Below are 17,742 nucleotides of genomic sequence, written 5' to 3' on the forward strand. Positions count from 1 at the left end.
CAAACTCGCTTCGCTCAAACAAGGGCGAGCCCTGATCCGCGAAACGCTCCGCTCCTCGGCGCATACAGAAGGGCTTGGAGACCAGCCACGCCATCGCTGCGCTCGGCGTTCAAGACATTGCGGGCCATCGCTTTGCTCGGCCCGGAACGGCACAACCAACGGCATCCACCAGCCATCACAACCAATTCAAGGCGGACACGCGGAGCGTGTCCGCCCTTCGCGCCGAGCGAAGCAATGGCCCGTTTGGCTCCCCCTCCCCTCTGGCTGCGCCGAGGAGCGCAGCGTTTCGCGGATCAGGGCTCGCAGCTGTTTGAGCGAAGCGAGTTCTGCGAGACCCCGCGAAACGCGAGCACCGCAGGTTGCCCGCAGCGAAGCGGAGGGTCGCAGACAGTGGGGTCGCCTTTCTTTTGCCTACCTTTCTTTGGCGAAGCAAAGAAAAGTAGGTCGCCTGCCGGGGCGAGACCCGGCCTCGGGGAAAAAACCAATCCAGGGGCAACAAGAATGCTGAGCCCAGGCACGCCGTCCCCCTTGGGAGCAACCCTTTCCCCCCAAGGCGTCAACTTCGCCTTAGCAGCCCCCACCGCAGAGTCCGTAGAGCTCTGTCTTTTCGACGCCACCGGCCAGAACGAACAGCAACGCCTCCGCCTACCAGCGTGTACAGATGGCGTCTGGCACGGCCTGCTTCCAGCCGGCCGCGAAGGCCTGGTCTACGGCTACCGCGTCCACGGCCCGTGGGCGCCACATGACGGGCAACGCTTCAATCCCGCCAAGCTGCTGCTCGATCCGTATGCACGCGAAATCGTCGGCCGCTACGACGGCAGCGACCTCTTCCTCGGACACAACCCGGCAGATCCCAACCAACGCGATGGCCGCGACAACAGCCCCGTCGCGCTCAAGGGCCGCGTGACAGCAGCCACTGGCACGACGACGCCCGGCCATGCACGCATCGCCCCCACCGACCGCGTCCTCTACGAACTGCACGTCCGCGGCCAGACCCAGTTGCACCCCGGCGTCCCCGCAGCCTTGCGCGGCACCTACGCCGGCCTCGCCGAGCCCGCCGTGCTCGACCACCTGCAGCGCCTGGGCGTCACCACGCTCAGCCTGATGCCCGTGCAGCACCGCGCCGACGAGCAGCGCCTGCTGGCCATGGGCCTTTCCAACTACTGGGGCTACAACACCATCGGCTGGTTCGCCCCCGAGCCGCGCTACTGGAGCGGCCGCCCCGGCACCACGCCCGCGAGCGAATTCCGCGCGATGGCCGACGCGGTGCATGCGCGCGGCATGGAACTGGTGATCGACGTGGTCTACAACCACAGCGCCGAGAGCGACGAGGTCGGCCCGACGCTCTCGCTGCGCGGCATCGACAACGCCCTGTACTACCACTTGCGCGAAGACGACCGCGCGCTCTACGAGAACTGGACCGGCACCGGCAACTGCCTGAACCTCGGCGAGCCTCGCGTGCTGCAACTCGTGATGGACAGCCTGCGCTTCTGGGCTTGCGAGATGGGCGTCGACGGCTTTCGCTTCGACCTCGCACCGGTGCTGGGACGCGATGCGGCCACAGGGTTCGACCCGCGCGCGCCCTTCTTCGCCGCCATCGCGCAAGACCCGGTGCTCTCGCGCACGCTGCTGATCGCCGAGCCATGGGACATCGGCCCCGGCGGCTACCGGCTCGGCGAGTTCCCGCCCGGCTGGCTCGAATGGAACGACCGCTATCGCGACACGCAGCGCGGCTTCTGGCTGCGGCAAGGGCGCGACGGCGCAGCCGGCCTCGGCGATTTCGCGCACCGCTTCACCGCATCGAGCACGCAGTTCGCCCACCGCGGCCGCGCGCCGACGGCGAGCGTCAACTTCATCACCGCGCACGACGGCTTCACGCTGCGCGACCTCGTGAGCTACGAAGAGCGCCACAACCTCGCGAACGGCGAGAACAACCGCGACGGCCACGCGCACAACCTGAGCAACAACTGCGGCATCGAAGGCCCGAGCGACGACATTGGCGTCCTGGAGAAACGCAGCCGCCTGCAGCGCGCGTTGCTCGCGGTGCTGCTGCTCTCCCAAGGCACGCCGATGCTGCTGGCCGGCGACGAGCTGGGCCACAGCCAGCAAGGCAACAACAACGCCTACTGCCAGGACAACGAGACCACCTGGCTCGCATGGATCGGCGCGTCCGACCCCTCCGGCGACATGGCGCGCACGAGCGATTTCGTCGCGCGCCTCGCAGCCTTGCGCCGCGAAGCGCCGGTGCTGCGCAGCACGCGCTGGTGGCCGGCCGATCCGCCCGAGGGCGCACCGGCGATCCGCTGGCTGCGCCCCGACGGCCAACCGATGACGCAGGACGACTGGCAGGCGGGCACGGCCCTTGCAATCCTCTTCGACAACCACAACGGCGCGGCGAGGGAGGACGCGGGCGCATGGCTGGTGCTGGTCAATGCCGGCGCACAGGCGGTGAATTTCACGCTGCCCCCGGGCAACTGGCGGCACTGTCTCTCGACCGATCCCGGGCATGGCCGCGACGCATCGCCACAGGCGCTCGGCAATGCGGTGGAAGTACCTTTTTCGAGCATCCGGATTGCAAGAACGTAGAAGCCATGCGCGCGGCGCAGTGCTAGCCTAGCTACAGAAACTCTGACGACGCATTCCAACGAACGAACGGAGACACAGGATGGACAACCAGCTCAGCACGCCCCCCTCGCAGGAACCCCTGCAGGCCCATCAACTGGTTCGCCGCACCATCGCCCTGGTGCTGGCCGGCGGCCGCGGCTCCCGCCTCAAGCAGCTGACCGACCGGCGCGCCAAGCCGGCCGTGTACTTCGGCGGCAAGTTCCGCATCATCGATTTCGCCTTGTCGAACTGCCTCAATTCCGGCATCCGGCGCATGGCGGTGGTCACGCAGTACAAGTCGCACTCGCTCATGCGCCACCTGCAGCGCGGCTGGAGCTTCCTGCGGGCCGAGCTCAACGAGATGGTCGACGTGCTGCCCGCGCAGCAGCGCGTGGGCGACGAGCACTGGTACCGCGGCACGGCCGATGCGGTGTTCCAGAACCTGGACATCATCCAGACCCGCTCGACCAAGCACGACTACGTGGTGGTGCTGGCCGGCGACCACATCTACAAGATGGACTACTCGATCATGGTGAAGGACCATGCCGAGCGCGGCCTGGGCTGCACGGTCGGCTGCATCGAAGTGCCGCGCATGGAGGCCACGGCGTTCGGCGTGATGGCCATCGACGACGGCCGCCAGATCACCGCCTTTCTCGAGAAGCCGGCCGATCCGCCCGCCATGCCCGGCCACCCCGACGTGGCGCTGGCCAGCATGGGCATCTACGTGTTCGACTCCGCCTACCTCTACCAACTGCTCGAGGAAGACGCCGCCAACCCCGATTCGAGCCACGATTTCGGCAAGGACATCATTCCGCGCGCCGTGGCGCAGGGCCGGGCGCTGGCGCATCCCTTCGGCATGTCCTGCGTCACGCGGGCCTCGCGCGGACCCGACGCCAAGGCCTACTGGCGCGACGTGGGCACGATTGATGCATTCTGGGCAGCCAACCTCGACCTGGCCTCGATCACCCCCGAGCTCGACATCTATGACACCGACTGGCCCATCTGGACCTACCAGCGGCAACTGCCCCCGGCCAAGTTCGTGCTCGACCGCCACGGCCACCACGGCATGACGGTCAACACCATCGTCTCGGGCGGCTGCATCGTCTCGGGCTCCAAGGTGAGCAGCTCGGTGCTGTTCTCGGGCGTGCGCATCCATTCGTTCTGCGAGATCAACGAGGCCGTGCTGCTGCCCGATGTCGAGGTGGGCCGCGGCGCCCGGCTCAGCAAGGTGGTGATCGACCGCGGCTGCGTGATTCCCGACGACATGGTGATCGGAGAGGATGCCGCCGCCGATGCAGCCCGCTTCGAGCGCACCGAGGCCGGCGTGGTGCTCGTCACCCGCGAAATGCTGAAAAGGCTGGCCGCCTGAGGCCGCGATCGCGAACGATGCGAATCCTCCAGGTCAGCGCCGAACTCTTTCCCCTCCTCAAGACCGGCGGCCTGGCGGATGTCGCCGGCGCCCTGCCCCTCGCGCTCATGGCCGCGGGGCAGGACACGCGGGTGCTGCTGCCGGGCTTTCCGGCCATCGTGGCCGGCGTGCGCGACCTGGTGCCGGTGGCCGAACTCACCGCACCCTGGGGCAGCGAGCGCTTCGCGCTGCGCGCGGGGCACATCGCCATCGACGGCGCGCCGCCGATACCCGCCTACGTGATCGATGCGCCGGCGCTCTACGACCGACCCGGCAATCCCTACGAAGACGCGACGCGCCAGCCCTACGGCGACAACCACCGGCGCTTCGCGCTGCTCGGCTGGGCGGCGGCGCGGCTCGCCCAAGGGCTGGACCCGGCGTGGCGGCCCGAGGTCGTGCATGCGCACGACTGGCACGCGGGCCTGGCGCCGGCTTACCTGCACTTCGCGCGCGAAGCCGGGTCGACGCGCGCCGGCAGCGTGTTCACCGTGCACAACCTCGCCTACCAGGGCATTTCCGCACCCTGGAACTTCGCCGACCTCGGCCTGCCGGCGCCTGCCTTCCACATGAACGGGCTCGAATACCACGGACAGGTGTCGTTCATGAAGGCCGGCCTGTACTTCGCCGACCGGCTCACCACCGTAAGCCCGACCTACGCGCGCGAAATCCAGACACCCGAGCAGGGCTGCGGCCTCGACGGCCTGCTGCGCCAGCGCAGCGGTGTGCTCACCGGCATCCTCAACGCGGTGGACGACAAGGTCTGGAGCCCGGCCGCCGACACGGCGCTGGTGCAGGGCTATCACACGCCCGAAGGCCGCCACATGGCCGGCAAGGCGCGCTGCAAGGCGGTGCTGCAACATCAGCTCGGATTGGCCGAGCGGCCCGATGCGCCGCTGTTCATCCTGGTGAGCCGGCTCACCGAACAGAAGGGCCTGCACCTCGTGCTCGGCGGCATCGATGCGCTGCTTGCGCAGGGCGGCCAGCTCGCGCTGCTGGGCAGCGGCGAGGCATGGCTCGAAGAGGCTTTTCGCCAGCGCGCGGCGGCAGCGCCGCAATCGGTCAGCGTCACCATCGGCTACAACGAAACGCTCGCGCACCAGCTCTTCGGCGCCGGCGACGTGACGCTGGTGCCTTCGCTCTTCGAGCCCTGCGGCCTCACGCAGATGTACGGCCTGAAATACGGCAGCCTGCCGCTGGTGCGCCGCGTGGGCGGGCTGGCCGACACGGTGGTCGACAGCACGCTGGAAGACATGGCGAGCGGCGAGGCCACCGGCTTCGTGTTCGACCGCTTCGACGCAGCCGACTACGAACGCGCGCTGCGCCGTGCCTTCGCCCTCTACGAGCGTGCGCCCGACTGGCGCCGCGTGCGCGGCAACGCCATGCGGCGTCCGGCCGATTGGGCCACCGCCGCCGCGCAATACATCGACGTCTACCACCAGGCATCGGGCGCCGCCTGATCCACGCGTGGCCGACACAACACCAATCACCTCGAGAACGCCCACCATGACGATCAAAGACTTCGCCTACGACCACCCCGACCGCGACGTCGCGGCCTTCAAGCGCGCCGTGGCCAACAAGCTGATCTACGCGGTCGGCAAGGACCCGGTCGCCGCCAGCCAGGACGACTGGCTCAACGCCACCTCGCAGGCCGTGCGCGACCAGCTGGTCGAGCGCTGGATGATGACCACGCGCGCCAACTACGCGCAGGACTTGAAGCGCGTCTACTACCTCTCGATGGAGTTCCTCATCGGGCGCACCTTCACCAACGCGCTGCTCGCGGTCGACCTCTACGACACGGTGCGGGAAGCCCTGGCCGACTTCGGCGTGGACATGGCGGCGCTCGCCGAGCGCGAGCCCGACGCAGCGCTCGGCAACGGCGGCCTGGGGCGGCTCGCAGCCTGCTTCCTCGATTCGATGGCCACGCTCGGCGTGCCCGGCATGGGCTATGGCATCCGCTACGAATACGGCATGTTCCGCCAGCGCATCGTCGACGGCCAGCAGGTGGAAACGCCCGACTACTGGCTCACGCGCGGCAACCCGTGGGAGTTCCAGCGGCCCGAGGTGAACTACCGCGTGCGCTTCGGCGGCCATGTGCAAAAACGCGAAGGCACCAACGCACCCTATGGCGCGGCCGACTGGGTCGACACGCACGACGTGCTGGCCGTGGCCTACGACACCATCATCCCGGGCTACGGCACCCAGGCCACCAACACGCTCAGGCTGTGGTCGGCGCGGGCCACCGAGGAAATCGACCTCTCGGCCTTCAACCGCGGCAACTACATGGGCGCGGTGGAAAGCAAGAACCAGTCGGAGAACGTTTCGCGCGTGCTCTACCCCGACGACTCCACGCCCTCGGGCCGCGAGTTGCGTCTGCACCAGGAGTATTTTTTCTGCAGCGCGAGCGTGCAGGACCTGCTGCGCCGGTACCTGCGCAACCACAAGACCTTCGAGCAGCTCTCCGAGAAGGTCAGCATCCACCTGAACGACACGCACCCGGTGCTTGCGGTGCCCGAGCTCATGCGCCTCCTGCTCGACGAGCATGGCCTCGCCTGGGACGAGGCCTGGGCGCACACGCAGAAGGTGTTCAGCTACACCAACCACACGCTGATGCACGAGGCGCTGGAGACCTGGCCGGTGGAAATGCTGGGGCGCATATTGCCGCGGCACCTGCAGATCATCTACGACATGAACGCGAAGTTCCTCGCCACCGTGACGCAGAAGGTCGGCAACGACGTGGAGCTGATGCGCCGGCTTTCGCTGGTGGACGAAGCGGGCGAGCGGCGCGTGCGCATGGCGTATGTTGCGGTGCTCGCGAGCCACTCGATCAACGGCGTGTCGGGGCTGCATTCGGAGCTGATGAAGCAGTCGATCTTTGCGGACTTCGACAAGATCTTTCCGGAGCGCTTCAACAACAAGACCAACGGCGTCACGCCGCGCCGCTGGCTGGCGCAGGCCAACCCGCCGCTGGCCGGGCTGCTCGACCAGCGCATCGGCAAGGGCTGGCGGCGCGACCTGTCGCAGCTCGAAGCGCTCAAGCCCATGGCCGCGCAGCCCGCGTTCGTGCGCGCGTTCCGCCATGCCAAGCGCGAGAACAAGCTGCGGCTGGCCAACTGGGTCGGAGAGCACCTGAAGATCGACCTGGACACCGATGCGATGTTCGACGTGCAGGTCAAGCGCATCCACGAATACAAGCGGCAGCTGCTCAACGTGCTGCACGTGGTGACGCGCTATCACCGCATCCTCGACGCGCAGGCGGCCGGCACGCCCATCGACATCGTGCCGCGCGTGGTGGTGTTCGCGGGCAAGGCGGCTTCGGCGTACGCGATGGCCAAGCTGGTGATCCGTCTCATCAACGACGTGGCGAGCACCATCAACGCCGATGCACGCGTGGGCAAGCTGCTGAAGGTGGTGTTCCTGCCGAACTACAGCGTGAGCCTGGCCGAGATCATCATGCCGGCGGCCGACCTGTCGGAGCAGATCTCCACCGCGGGCACGGAGGCCTCGGGCACGGGCAACATGAAGTTCGCGCTCAACGGCGCGCTCACCATCGGCACGCTCGATGGCGCCAACGTGGAGATGCGCGAGAACGTGGGGCCGGAGAACATCTTCATCTTCGGCAACACGACGCCGGAGGTGGCGGACATCCGGGCACGCGGGTACCAGCCGCGCGAGATCTACGAGGAGAACGCGGAGCTCAAGCGCGTGCTCGATGCGATCCGCGACGGTGCGTTCTCGCCGGGCGAGCCGTCGCGCTACCAGGGCATCTACGACGCGCTGGTGAACTGGGGCGACCACTACCTGCTGCTGGCCGACTACGCGAGCTATGTCGAAAAGCAGGCCGAGGTCGATGCGCTCTACCGCGATTCGGACGCGTGGACGCGGATGGCGATTCTCAATGTGGCGGGAATGGGGGCGTTTTCATCGGACCGGACGATTGCGCAGTACGCGCACGAGATCTGGCACACCAAGCCGGTGGTGCTGGGCTGAGGCCGCTGAATCAGCGCGGCTTTTCGGACGCCGCTTCGGCCTCGGTGACGAAGCCGATGCGGCTCAGCCCGGCCTTGTTCGCAATGCCCATGAGCGCCACCACCTTGCCGTAGGGCACGGTCTGGTCGGCGCGCAATTGCACCTCGGTGTCCTTGCTGTCCGCGGCGGCCTTCTCGAGCTGGGCGGCCAGTTCTTCGTCGGTCACGGGCTTGTCGTTCAGGAAGACCTTGCCCGATGCATCGACCGCGAGGCTCACGAACTTGGGCGTGTCGTTGGGCTGGCCGGCATCGGTCTGCGGCAGATCGAGCTTGATCGAGCTGGCCATCAGCGGCGCCGTGATGATGAAGATCACCAGCAGCACCAGCATCACGTCGACCAGCGGCGTGACGTTGATGTCCGAGAGCGGCCGCTGTCCGCCGGCGCCCGTCGCTCGCCCGCCGCCTGCGGCGCTGCTGCCGAGCGAAGTGCGTCCGAAGGCCATGGGTGCGGTGCTCCCTGCCTAGACGGGCATCGGCCGCGCCGGCGGCGGCGCGGCGGGTGCCGGCGCGTCGCCGAAGCTGCCGAGCAGGTCGTGCGCGAAGCCTTCGAGCTCGGCTTCGACGCGGCCGATGACGCGACCGAACACGTTGTAGGCCAGCACGGCCGGAATGGCGACCGCGAGACCGAAGGCGGTCATGACGAGCGCTTCGCCGACGGGGCCGGCCACCTTGTCGATGGTGAAGCCGCCGGTCTGGCCCGCGATGCCCGTCAGCGCGCCGTAGATGCCCCAGACCGTGCCCAGCAGGCCGACGAAGGGCGCCGTGGCGCCGACCGTGGCAAGAAGAATCTGCCCGGCCTGCAGACGCCGCAATGCACCGTGCAAGGCATCGCGCAGCACGCGCGTGAGGCGCTGGTTGCGGTCGCCCGTGGCGCCCAGCGTGCCATTGACGTTGACGGCCGCTGCATTCTTGATTGCAACGACCGCGGGCAGGACGAGCGTGGCCCGGTCGAATGCCTTGAGCTTCTGTTCGGCATCGGCGAGCGTGGCCGACTGCCAGAACGCCGCGATGCTGCGCAGCACGTCGCGCGTGCCGCCGCGCAGGAGCCACGCCTTCCAGAGGATCACGACCCAGCTCGCGATCGACATCGCCAGCAGCAGCGCCGCGACCGAACGGCTGACGCCGTCGCCGTGGGTCAGCAGTTCAAGGACGCTCATCGGGGGTCCTTAGCGCAGGCCCAGCACGTCGTACATGTCGAACAGGCCGGACTTCTGCCCGGCCAGGAAGCGCACCGCACGCAGCGCGCCCTGTGCGTAGGTCACGCGGCTCGAAGACTTGTGCGTGATCTCGATGCGCTCGCCGATGCCGGCGAACAGCACGGTGTGGTCGCCCACGATGTCGCCGCCGCGGATGGCAGAGAAACCGATGGTCGACGGGTCGCGCTCGCCCGTGATGCCTTCGCGGGCGTAGACGGCGCAGTCCTTCAGGTCGCGGCCCAGCGCGTCGGCGATGACCTCGCCCATCTTGAGCGCGGTGCCCGAGGGCGCGTCGACCTTGTGGCGGTGGTGGGCTTCGATGATCTCGATGTCGTAGCCGGTCGACATCGCCTTGGCGGCCATCTCGAGCAGCTTGAAGGTGACGTTGACGCCCACGCTCATGTTGGGGGCCAGCATGATGGCCACGTCTTTCGCGATCTCGGCGATCTCGGCCTTCTGCGCGTCGCTGAAACCGGTGGTGCCGATGACGGCCTGTACGCCGAGTTCGCGGCAAACCGCCAGGTGCGCGAGCGTGCCTTCGGGGCGGGTGAAGTCGATGAGCACCTGCGCATCTTTCAGGCCCGCGCGCAGGTCCGCCACGATGGGCACGCCGCTCGTGAAGCCGAGGAAGGCGGCTGCGTCGGCGCCGATGGCCTCGCTGCCGGCGATGTCGAGGGCGCCGGCCAGGCGGCAGTCGGGCGCGTTGCGCACGGCCTCGATCAGCATGTGGCCCATGCGGCCCGAAGCGCCAGCAATGGCGATGCGGCGCGGCGCGGAGGTGGCGGAGGGAGAGGAAGAGGTAGGTTGAGTCACGCGGATTCAGTCATCGGAATGGCCCGCAGGCCACTTGGAACCATGGGGGACCGGACGGACGCCGCCTGACTCGGCGGGCGCCGCCCGCTCCTGCTGCGCTCAGCGCGCGGCTTCGAGCGGGGGGTAGGCCGCCGGCAGCGGAGGCACGGTCGTCGCCGAGGCGGCGGCATCGGCTTTCGGGTCCTTGGCCGGCGCGAATTTCTTGAGTTCGTCTTCCGTGGCCTCGAGCGGAGGCACCTTGCCGGTTTTCTTGCGGGTGTCGAGCGTGGCGACGAATTCTTCTTCGCTGGGCATCTCGTCGCCCTGGAAGCGATCCATCAGCTCGCCGTTGAAGAACACGGTCAGGCGGCGCTCCTGGGGCTCGACGCCCTGACGGCGGATGGTGAACACGTAATCCCAGCGATTGGCGTGGAACACGTCGTTCAGCAGCGAAGTACCAAGGATTTCACGCACCTGCTGGCGCGACATGCCGGGCTTGAGCGCCGCGACCTGCTCCTTCGACACGAAATTGCCCTGGACCACTTCGACCTTGTAGGGTGTGACCGCGGCCAGCGCGCCACGCGTGCGATCGCTGAAACCGCTGCAGGCACCGAGGCAGAGCGTCGCGGCGACGGCAGCAGCCAGCAGCCAGGAACGGCGTTGGAAAATGGCAGGCATGGGAGGAAAAGGGGGTAGCGATATGATCGGCCATTGTAGCGGCTGGCCTTTTCAGGACCTGACCGCGGCACAGGGCGCAGGAACCATCATGGCCAATATCGACGAACTCAAGAACACCGGCCTCAAGGCCACCTTGCCACGCCTGAAGATTCTGGAAATCTTCCAGACGGGCAGCCAGCGGCACATGACGGCGGAAGACGTGTTTCGCGTCCTGCTCAACGAACATTCCGACATCGGCCTTGCCACCGTTTACCGCGTGCTCACGCAGTTCGAGCAGGCCGGCATCCTGGAGCGCAGCCACTTCGAGAGCGGCAAGGCGGTCTACGAACTCAACGAAGGCACGCACCACGACCACCTGATCTGCACCTCGTGCGGCAAGGTCGAGGAGTTCTACGACGCCGAGATCGAGCGCCGCCAGCAAATGATCGCCAAGGACAAGGGCTGGATCCTGCAGGACCACGCCATGTCGCTCTACGGCCTTTGCGGCGATTGCGTGAAGAAGCGCTAGAACAGGTCTTCGCGCACTTCGTGTCGCTTCGCCCCCCTTCAGGGAGCGGCGCCAGCGGCCCGGCAAAACGGGGTCAATCCTGGCCGTTTTCCATCGCCTTGTGGTGGCGCGCCACGAAATCCGCATAGGTGTCGATGCCTCGCAGTTGCAGGATCGAATTGCGCACCGCCGCCTCGACCAGCACGGCGATGTTGCGCCCCGCCACCACCTGGATGATGACCTTGCGCACCGGAATGCCCAGCACGTCCTGCGTGAGCGGCGCCGAGGGCATGCGTTCGTAGTCTCGCTCGAAGCTGTCGCGGCGCACCAGGTGCACGATGAGCTTCAGGCGCATCTTCCGGCGCACCGCCGTCTCGCCGAAGATCGCGCGGATGTCCAGCAGGCCGATGCCGCGCACTTCCAGCAGGTTCAGCAGCAGGTCGGGGCAACGACCCTCGATGGTGTTCTGGTTGATGCGGTAGAGATCGACCGCATCGTCGGCCACCAGGCCGTTGCCGCGTGAAATCAGCTCGAGGCCCAGCTCGCTTTTTCCGAGGCCGGACTCGCCCGTGATCATCACGCCCATGCCCAGGATGTCCATGAACACGCCGTGCATCGAGGTGCGCTCGGCGAAGTGCTTGGACAGGTAGGCGCGCAGCAGATCGATCACGAAGGCCGACGATTCGCGCGTGGCAAAGAGCGGCAACTGGGCACGCTCGCAGATCGACAGCAACTCGTCGGGCGCCGCCTGTCCATCCGCCAGCACCAGCATCGGCGGCTCCAGCGTGACGATGCGGGCGATGCGTCGGGCGCAGTCGTCGGGGCTGCCGCGCGTCAGGTAGGCCACCTCGCGGGCGCCGAGGATCTGTACGCGGTACGGGTGGATGTAATTGAGGTAACCGACCAGGTCGGCAGCCGACTGGGCGCGGCTGATGACCTCGGGATCGAACTGGCGCTCCGAAGCGCCGAGCCCCGCGAGCCATTCCCAGCGGAGCGACCCGCGGAACTCCTCGAACATGGCATCGGCGCTGATGACGGTCGGCTTCATGCGTTCAGAAGGCGGCGCTCGGCGCCGGCATTGGATGGATGAGTGACGGGGGAGGTGTCGCGCAGCTTAGCAGCAGCCGCGCACGCCGACGCATGCGCTCAGGCGACTTGGGTCGACTGCCAGCCGGCGATCAGGCCGTGCAGGGCGGCCGCATCGGTACTGGACTTGATCTGCTCGCGCAGGCCGGCGTCGCTCAGCAGCTCGGCGATTTCGGAGAGGATTTCGAGGTGCTTCTGCGTGGCCGCTTCTGGCACCAGCAGGAAGATCAAGAGGGCGACGGGCTGCTCGTCAGGAGCGTCGAAACCGATGGGATTTGCCAGCTGGAACACGGCGGCCATCGGTGCCTTGAGGCCCTTGATGCGTCCATGCGGAATGGCAACGCCGTGGCCGAGACCGGTGGAGCCGAGGCGCTCGCGCGCAAAGAGGCTGTCGGTGATGAGGGCGCGTCCCAGGCCATGAAGGCTTTCGAACAGAAGGCCAGCTTCTTCGAAAGCACGTTTCTTGCTGGTAGCGTCAACGCTCACAAGCACTTGGGCGGGCGGCAGGATGGACGCGAGGCGATTCATGGTGGGAGCAGAGCGGGGGCGATTATGCACCCGGTTGGTAAAAACCCCCAGTGCCCCTATCTACTTTCTGTTTACATGTTGCCCGGAGGCCTCGCTGCCCCAGGCAGAAACCAGCAGAACCCCCCAAAGTCCGACGGCGGTGGTCGGAAAAGCAAAAGGCCGCCCGAAGGCGGCCTGTGGTGCGAGCGGGCCCAAGAAGGACCTGCTCCTGACTCACATCAGGCGCTTGGGCGCCGCGTGATGGTGGTCCTGCAGGCGGTCCTTGTGGCGGACCACCTGGCGATCGAGCTTGTCGACCAGTTCATCGACCGCAGCGTAGAGATCAGCGTGGCTCGACTCCGCGAACATGTCATTGCCCTTGACGTGAATGTTGCACTCCGCCCTTTGGCGGCGTTCCTTTTCCTTCTGCTTTTCCACCGTGAGGATCACCTTCACATCGACCACCTGGTCGAAATGCCGTGTGATCCGGTCCAGCTTGCTCGTGACGTAGGTGCGCAAGGCAGGGGTGACGTCGAGGTGATGACCGCTGATCGTCAAATTCATGAATGACCTCCTGAGAATTGACGGTTGGGGAAATGACCCCGCTCCAGGATGGAGCGTGGCCGGCGAAACAGGTGTGGTGCGGGGAAAGGGAGGGAAGAAGAGGAAGAAAGAGGGGTCGGTCGATTCACTATGCCCAAGCTGTCACGGTATTGCAATACCTGGGTTCTCCGGGTGGCGGGACCGCCCGGCGCCTGCTTCAATCCGCTATTGAATCCATAGCTGCCCGCGCATGTTGGCCCGCCTTCGTGGCGCTTTGCTCGCAAGTGTTAACGCGCTTTTCGCCCGGTGACCCTGCCGGGCGAAGGGCCAGCCGTTCAGCGCCAGGCCGCGCGCATGCGGTTGCGCAGGTCGATCACCGCGGCGGGCGGAGGCACCGCAGGCGGCTGTACCGGCGGCGGTGGCCAGGTCTGCTGCTCGAAGCCCGCGAGATCCGATTCCGTGATGAAGCGTGTGCGGTTCGCATAGAGATGCCGGTCGCCCCGCACCGCCTGCTGCGTGATGTAGAAGCGCTGCGGCACCAGGAGGTGCAGGTGGTCGCGGGCCCGCGTCATCGCGACGTAGAGCAGGCGCCGTTCTTCCTCGAGTTCATGCGCGCTCTGCGCCACGTCGGCCGGCAGGCAACCGTCGACCACGTTGAGCACATGCACCGAGTTCCACTCCTGCCCCTTGGCCGAATGGATGGTGGACAGGATCAGGTAGTCCTCGTCGAGCAGCGGTGGCCCCGGGCGATCGCTCGTGGCTTCGGGCGGGTCGAGCGTGAGTTCGGTCAGGAAGCGCTCGCGCGAGCCATAGCCCGCAGCGAGGCGCACCAGTTGCTCCACGTCCTGTCGGCGCACGCCAGAGGTGTCGTCATAGAGGCGCTCCAGGTGCGGCAAATACCAATCCATCGCCAGCTCGACATCGGCCGGCCACGCCAGCGACGGCGCGCGCAACGCGGCATACGCCTCGGCAAAGCCCGCCCACTGCTCGCTCGCCGCGGACGGCGGCACGAAGTCGCGCACGGCCGCGGCCGGGTCGGCCGCCTGGTCCATCGCATCGAGCAACCGCGTGCCGGTGACAGGCCCGATGCCGGGGATCAGCTGCGTGACACGAAACCCCGCCATGCGCCCGCGCGGGTTCTCGGCAAAGCGCAGCACCGCGAGCAGGTCCTTCACATGCGAGGCTTCAAGAAACTTGAGGCCGCCGAACTTCACGAACGGGATGTTGCGGCGCGCCAGCTCCAGTTCGAGCGCCGCGCTGTGCGACGAGGTGCGAAACAGCACCGCCTGCGACTTGAGCGCGAGTCCGCCCTCGCGGTGCGCAAGCACCTTGTCGGCCACCCAGCGCGCCTGCCCCGCCTCGTCGGGCACCAGCACCAGTTGCGGTTTGCCGGCGGAGGGTTTGTCGGTCCAGAGCGTCTTGGCGTGGCGCTCTGCCGCCTGCGCGATCACGCGATTCGATACGTCCAGGATCGGCTGCGTCGAGCGGTAGTTGCGCTCCAGCGTGACGACCCGCGCGGCCTGGCTGAACTGCGAAGGAAAGTCGAGGATGTTGCGCACCGTCGCACCGCGGAACGAGTAGATCGATTGCGCATCGTCCCCCACCACCGTGACGCCGCGCCCGTCGGGTTTCATCGCCAGGAGAATCGAGGCCTGCAGCAGGTTGGTGTCCTGGTACTCGTCGACCAGCACATGGTCGAAGCGAGAGCCCACGGCCTCGGCCAGCGCTGGCTCCGCGACCATCTCGGCCCAATAGAGCAGCAGGTCGTCGTAGTCGAGCACGTTCTGCTGCTGCTTGGCTTCGACGTAGGCGCCGAACAGCGTCTTGAGCTCGGCCTCCCATTCGTCGCACCACGGGAAGGCGTCCTTCAGCACCTCGGCCACCGAAGCACGCGTGTTCACGCAGCGTGAATAGATCGAGAGGCAGGTGCCCTTGCGCGGGAAGCGGTTCACCGTCGAGGACAGGCCCAGCTCGTGGCGGACCAACCCCATCAGGTCTTCGGCATCGCCGCGGTCGTGGATGGTGAAGTTCTCGTCGAGCCCGATCTGCCCGGCGTATTCGCGCAGCAAACGCGCCCCGATGCCGTGGAAGGTGCCGGCCCACGGCAGCGCGGGCGGGCGTTCCGACTTGAGGCCGAGCACCCGCGCCAGCACCTGGCCCGCACGACGCTCCATTTCCTGCGCCGCGCGGCGCGAGAACGTCAGCAGCAGCAACCGCTGCGGATCGACCCCGTCCGCGATCAGGTGCGCCACGCGATGCGCCAGCGTACTGGTCTTGCCGGAGCCGGCACCGGCGATCACCAGCAGCGGGCGGTGATCGTCGGCCACCGCAGCGCCGACGCCGTGCTCGACCGCCGCGCGCTGGTCGTCGTTGAGCGTGGCCAACGCCGCGGCCAGGCGCTCGGACTGGGTCTTTGGCGCGGCGGAAATAACGGGGGACGCAGCGGTCTGCATGAGGCGCGACTTTACTGTATGTCCGTCCAGTTCGGTCAGGTTGCCGCCCTGTGGCCGGTGACATAATCGCGCCTCGCTGCAACCGGAGACTCCCCCATGGAAACCGCCCCGTCTCGGCAGCTTTCAACTCCCTTCTGACGCGTCTCGCGCCGGGCCCGGGAATTGAAAGCGCCCCTCCCTCGCCCACCGTTTCAGTCATCCCCGGGAGTGAGCCCATGCTCAACATCTTTACGCTCGCCAACGGCCGCCTCGTCCAGGAAGAGATCGAGGCGCTCGAAGAGCTCTCCAAGTTCCAGCCGATCTGGGTCGACCTCGAATCGCCCACGCTCGAGGAAAAGCGCTGGATCAAGCAGTACTACGGCCTCTCGATTCCCGAAGACGCGATGGACGAGGACATCGAGGAATCCGCCCGCTTCTACGAGGAAGACAACGGCGAGCTGCACATCCGCTCCGACTTCCTGATCGACGACGACGAAGACCCGCGCACGGTACGCGTGGCCTTCATCCTCAACCAGCACAACACGGACCTGCGCAGCCGCGGCGTGCTGTTCTCGATCCACGATGAAGACGTGCCCGTGTTCCGCCTCCTGCGCATGCGCGCCCGCCGCGCGCCGGGGCTGATCGAAGACGCCAAGGAAGTGATGCTCAAGCTCTTCGACGCCGACGCCGAATACTCGGCCGACACGCTGGAGAACATCTACGACGAGCTCGAAGTGGCCGGCAAGAAGGTGCTCTCGGGCAACGTCAGCGACGAGCTGGCCGGCGAAGTGCTCGGCGCGATCGCGCGGCAGGAAGACTTGAACGGCCGCATCCGCCGCAACGTGATGGACACGCGCCGCGCGGTCAGCTTCATGATGCGCAGCAAGATGCTCAACGCCGAGCAGTTCGAAGAGGCGCGGCAGATCCTGCGCGACATCGAGTCGCTGGACAACCACACGGCCTTCCTCTTCGACAAGATCAACTTCCTGATGGATGCGACTGTCGGCTTCATCAACATCAACCAGAACAAGACCATCAAGATCTTCTCGGTGGCCAGCGTCGCGCTGCTGCCGCCCACGCTGATCGCGAGCATCTACGGCATGAACTTCAAGTTCATGCCCGAGCTCGACTGGGCCATGGGCTATCCGTACGCCATCGTGCTGATGGCGGCCAGCGCGCTGGTGCCGATGTGGTACTTCCGCCGGCGCGGTTGGCTCAAGTAGCAGCCGGTTGCCCGGCGAGCCACGCGCCGATCAGCGCGAGGCTGTAGCGGCTCGCGACCTCGGCGACGAAGCGCGCGAAGTCGCCATGGGCCTCGTCGTCGGCGCGGTCTGAAATCGTCCGCATCGCCGCGAAAGGCACGCCGTAGTCGTGGCACACCTGCGCCACCGAGGCGCCTTCCATTTCCACGGCAAGTGCGTCGGGCAGGCTGCGGCGCAGCGCCTGGCTCTCGGCAGCGGTCGAGACGAAACGGTCGCCGCTCACCAACAGGCCGCGATGCACCTTCGGCGAACGAAGGCCGAACTCATCGACCGCCGCCTGCCCCACCAGCGCCACGGGATCGCGCAGCGTTTCTTCGGCCACGGTCGCCAGCGCATCGCTGATCGCCGCGTCGGTCGTGAAGCGCGAAATGCCCATCAAGGGCACTTCGTATTTGGGAAAGAGCGGCGACGCATCCATGTCGTGCTGAAGCAGCGCGGTCGCCACGACCACATCGCCGACATTCACACCCGGCGCGAGCCCGCCCGCGACGCCGCTGAAGACGATCGCTCGCACGCCGAACCGCTCCAGCAGCACCGCAGCCGTCACCGCCGCGGCGACCTTGCCGATGCGCGACAGCACCGCGACCACGGGCTGCCCATGCAGATGGCCGACCCAGAAGTCGCGCCCGGCGATGCGCACGCGCTGCTCGTCGGGCATCAGCGCGAGGAGCGCCTTCAGCTCCTCGTGCATCGCTGCGACGATGGCGATGGGCGCAGCCACC

Annotated in this window: 15 protein-coding genes; 6 read left to right on the forward strand and 9 right to left on the reverse strand. The window is 67.2% G+C overall.

Features of this window, described 5'->3' with window-relative positions:
* The first annotated feature begins 501 nt into the window (after positions 1-501).
* The 4 genes from glgX to J2W23_RS15560 all read left to right on the forward strand — a co-directional run bounded on the left by glgX (position 502) and on the right by J2W23_RS15560 (position 7,999).
* Positions 502-2,586 (forward strand): glycogen debranching protein GlgX, encoded by a 2,085-nt coding sequence (gene glgX, locus J2W23_RS15545; protein WP_307649365.1) that lies wholly within the window; start codon positions 502-504, stop codon positions 2,584-2,586.
* Between the two features lie 79 nt (positions 2,587-2,665).
* The gene (gene glgC, locus J2W23_RS15550) at positions 2,666-3,973 is read left to right on the forward strand and encodes a glucose-1-phosphate adenylyltransferase (protein ID WP_307649366.1); all 1,308 of its coding nucleotides are present in this window, start codon (positions 2,666-2,668) and stop codon (positions 3,971-3,973) included.
* Between the two features lie 17 nt (positions 3,974-3,990).
* Positions 3,991-5,469, forward strand: a complete 1,479-nt coding sequence (gene glgA, locus J2W23_RS15555; RefSeq protein ID WP_307649367.1) for a glycogen synthase GlgA — start codon at positions 3,991-3,993, stop codon at positions 5,467-5,469.
* A gap of 46 nt (positions 5,470-5,515) precedes the next feature.
* The gene (locus J2W23_RS15560) at positions 5,516-7,999 is read left to right on the forward strand and encodes a glycogen/starch/alpha-glucan phosphorylase (RefSeq protein WP_307649368.1); all 2,484 of its coding nucleotides are present in this window, start codon (positions 5,516-5,518) and stop codon (positions 7,997-7,999) included.
* A 10-nt stretch (positions 8,000-8,009) separates the two neighbouring features.
* Here J2W23_RS15560 and J2W23_RS15565 read toward each other — a convergent pair whose 3' ends face one another.
* The 4 genes from J2W23_RS15565 to J2W23_RS15580 all read right to left on the reverse strand — a co-directional run bounded on the left by J2W23_RS15565 (position 8,010) and on the right by J2W23_RS15580 (position 10,703).
* Positions 8,010-8,480 (reverse strand): ExbD/TolR family protein, encoded by a 471-nt coding sequence (locus J2W23_RS15565; protein ID WP_307649369.1) that lies wholly within the window; start codon positions 8,478-8,480, stop codon positions 8,010-8,012.
* Positions 8,481-8,498: 18 nt separating this feature from the next.
* A complete protein-coding gene (locus tag J2W23_RS15570; protein WP_307649370.1) occupies positions 8,499-9,194 on the reverse strand; it encodes a MotA/TolQ/ExbB proton channel family protein in 696 nt (231 codons plus the stop codon).
* A gap of 9 nt (positions 9,195-9,203) precedes the next feature.
* Positions 9,204-10,046, reverse strand: coding sequence for a 4-hydroxy-tetrahydrodipicolinate reductase (dapB, locus tag J2W23_RS15575; protein ID WP_373423939.1), 843 nt, complete (start codon positions 10,044-10,046; stop codon positions 9,204-9,206).
* A gap of 99 nt (positions 10,047-10,145) precedes the next feature.
* A complete protein-coding gene (locus J2W23_RS15580) occupies positions 10,146-10,703 on the reverse strand; it encodes an outer membrane protein assembly factor BamE (protein WP_176660765.1) in 558 nt (185 codons plus the stop codon).
* 88 nt (positions 10,704-10,791) lie between these two features.
* Between J2W23_RS15580 and fur the strand changes: the two genes are divergently transcribed.
* The gene (gene fur / locus J2W23_RS15585; RefSeq protein ID WP_056584276.1) at positions 10,792-11,211 is read left to right on the forward strand and encodes a ferric iron uptake transcriptional regulator; all 420 of its coding nucleotides are present in this window, start codon (positions 10,792-10,794) and stop codon (positions 11,209-11,211) included.
* A gap of 73 nt (positions 11,212-11,284) precedes the next feature.
* Here the strand turns inward: fur and hprK are convergent, their stop codons facing one another.
* From hprK to J2W23_RS15605, 4 genes are all read right to left on the reverse strand, one after another.
* Positions 11,285-12,238: an HPr(Ser) kinase/phosphatase gene (gene hprK / locus J2W23_RS15590; protein ID WP_176660764.1), complete on the reverse strand. Its 954-nt coding sequence runs from the start codon at positions 12,236-12,238 to the stop codon at positions 11,285-11,287.
* Positions 12,239-12,336: 98 nt separating this feature from the next.
* Positions 12,337-12,804 (reverse strand): PTS sugar transporter subunit IIA, encoded by a 468-nt coding sequence (locus tag J2W23_RS15595; protein ID WP_042581318.1) that lies wholly within the window; start codon positions 12,802-12,804, stop codon positions 12,337-12,339.
* Between the two features lie 213 nt (positions 12,805-13,017).
* Complete coding sequence (hpf, locus tag J2W23_RS15600; RefSeq protein WP_081270768.1) at positions 13,018-13,347, reverse strand: ribosome hibernation-promoting factor, HPF/YfiA family; 330 nt, start codon at positions 13,345-13,347, stop codon at positions 13,018-13,020.
* Between the two features lie 314 nt (positions 13,348-13,661).
* The gene (locus J2W23_RS15605; protein WP_307649371.1) at positions 13,662-15,779 is read right to left on the reverse strand and encodes an ATP-dependent helicase; all 2,118 of its coding nucleotides are present in this window, start codon (positions 15,777-15,779) and stop codon (positions 13,662-13,664) included.
* A 215-nt stretch (positions 15,780-15,994) separates the two neighbouring features.
* On the opposite strand from J2W23_RS15605, the gene corA reads away from it, so the two are divergent.
* Complete coding sequence (corA, locus tag J2W23_RS15610; RefSeq protein ID WP_093053979.1) at positions 15,995-16,981, forward strand: magnesium/cobalt transporter CorA; 987 nt, start codon at positions 15,995-15,997, stop codon at positions 16,979-16,981.
* Here the strand turns inward: corA and J2W23_RS15615 are convergent.
* Entirely contained in the window at positions 16,974-17,741 is a 768-nt protein-coding gene (locus J2W23_RS15615) for a 5'-methylthioadenosine/adenosylhomocysteine nucleosidase (protein ID WP_307649372.1), read from the reverse strand. The two genes, corA and J2W23_RS15615, sit on opposite strands and share 8 nt — an antisense overlap.
* Between the last annotated feature and the right edge of the window lies 1 nt (position 17,742).

Origin of the sequence: Variovorax boronicumulans, assembly GCF_030812215.1 — a bacterium.
GTDB classification, from domain to species: Bacteria; Pseudomonadota; Gammaproteobacteria; order Burkholderiales; family Burkholderiaceae_C; genus Variovorax; species Variovorax boronicumulans_C.

Bases quoted from the DNA above. Each gene is read 5' to 3' on its own strand.
- glgX (WP_307649365.1), top strand. From the start codon at position 502: ATGCTGAGCCCAGGCACGCCGTCCCCCTTGGGAGCAACCCTTTCCCCC.
- glgC (WP_307649366.1), top strand. From the start codon at position 2,666: ATGGACAACCAGCTCAGCACGCCCCCCTCGCAGGAACCCCTGCAGGCC.
- glgA (WP_307649367.1), top strand. From the start codon at position 3,991: ATGCGAATCCTCCAGGTCAGCGCCGAACTCTTTCCCCTCCTCAAGACC.
- J2W23_RS15560 (WP_307649368.1), top strand. From the start codon at position 5,516: ATGACGATCAAAGACTTCGCCTACGACCACCCCGACCGCGACGTCGCG.
- J2W23_RS15565 (WP_307649369.1), bottom strand. From the start codon at position 8,480: ATGGCCTTCGGACGCACTTCGCTCGGCAGCAGCGCCGCAGGCGGCGGG.
- J2W23_RS15570 (WP_307649370.1), bottom strand. From the start codon at position 9,194: ATGAGCGTCCTTGAACTGCTGACCCACGGCGACGGCGTCAGCCGTTCG.
- J2W23_RS15580 (WP_176660765.1), bottom strand. From the start codon at position 10,703: ATGCCTGCCATTTTCCAACGCCGTTCCTGGCTGCTGGCTGCTGCCGTC.
- fur (WP_056584276.1), top strand. From the start codon at position 10,792: ATGGCCAATATCGACGAACTCAAGAACACCGGCCTCAAGGCCACCTTG.
- hprK (WP_176660764.1), bottom strand. From the start codon at position 12,238: ATGAAGCCGACCGTCATCAGCGCCGATGCCATGTTCGAGGAGTTCCGC.
- J2W23_RS15595 (WP_042581318.1), bottom strand. From the start codon at position 12,804: ATGAATCGCCTCGCGTCCATCCTGCCGCCCGCCCAAGTGCTTGTGAGC.
- hpf (WP_081270768.1), bottom strand. From the start codon at position 13,347: ATGAATTTGACGATCAGCGGTCATCACCTCGACGTCACCCCTGCCTTG.
- J2W23_RS15605 (WP_307649371.1), bottom strand. From the start codon at position 15,779: ATGCAGACCGCTGCGTCCCCCGTTATTTCCGCCGCGCCAAAGACCCAG.
- corA (WP_093053979.1), top strand. From the start codon at position 15,995: ATGCTCAACATCTTTACGCTCGCCAACGGCCGCCTCGTCCAGGAAGAG.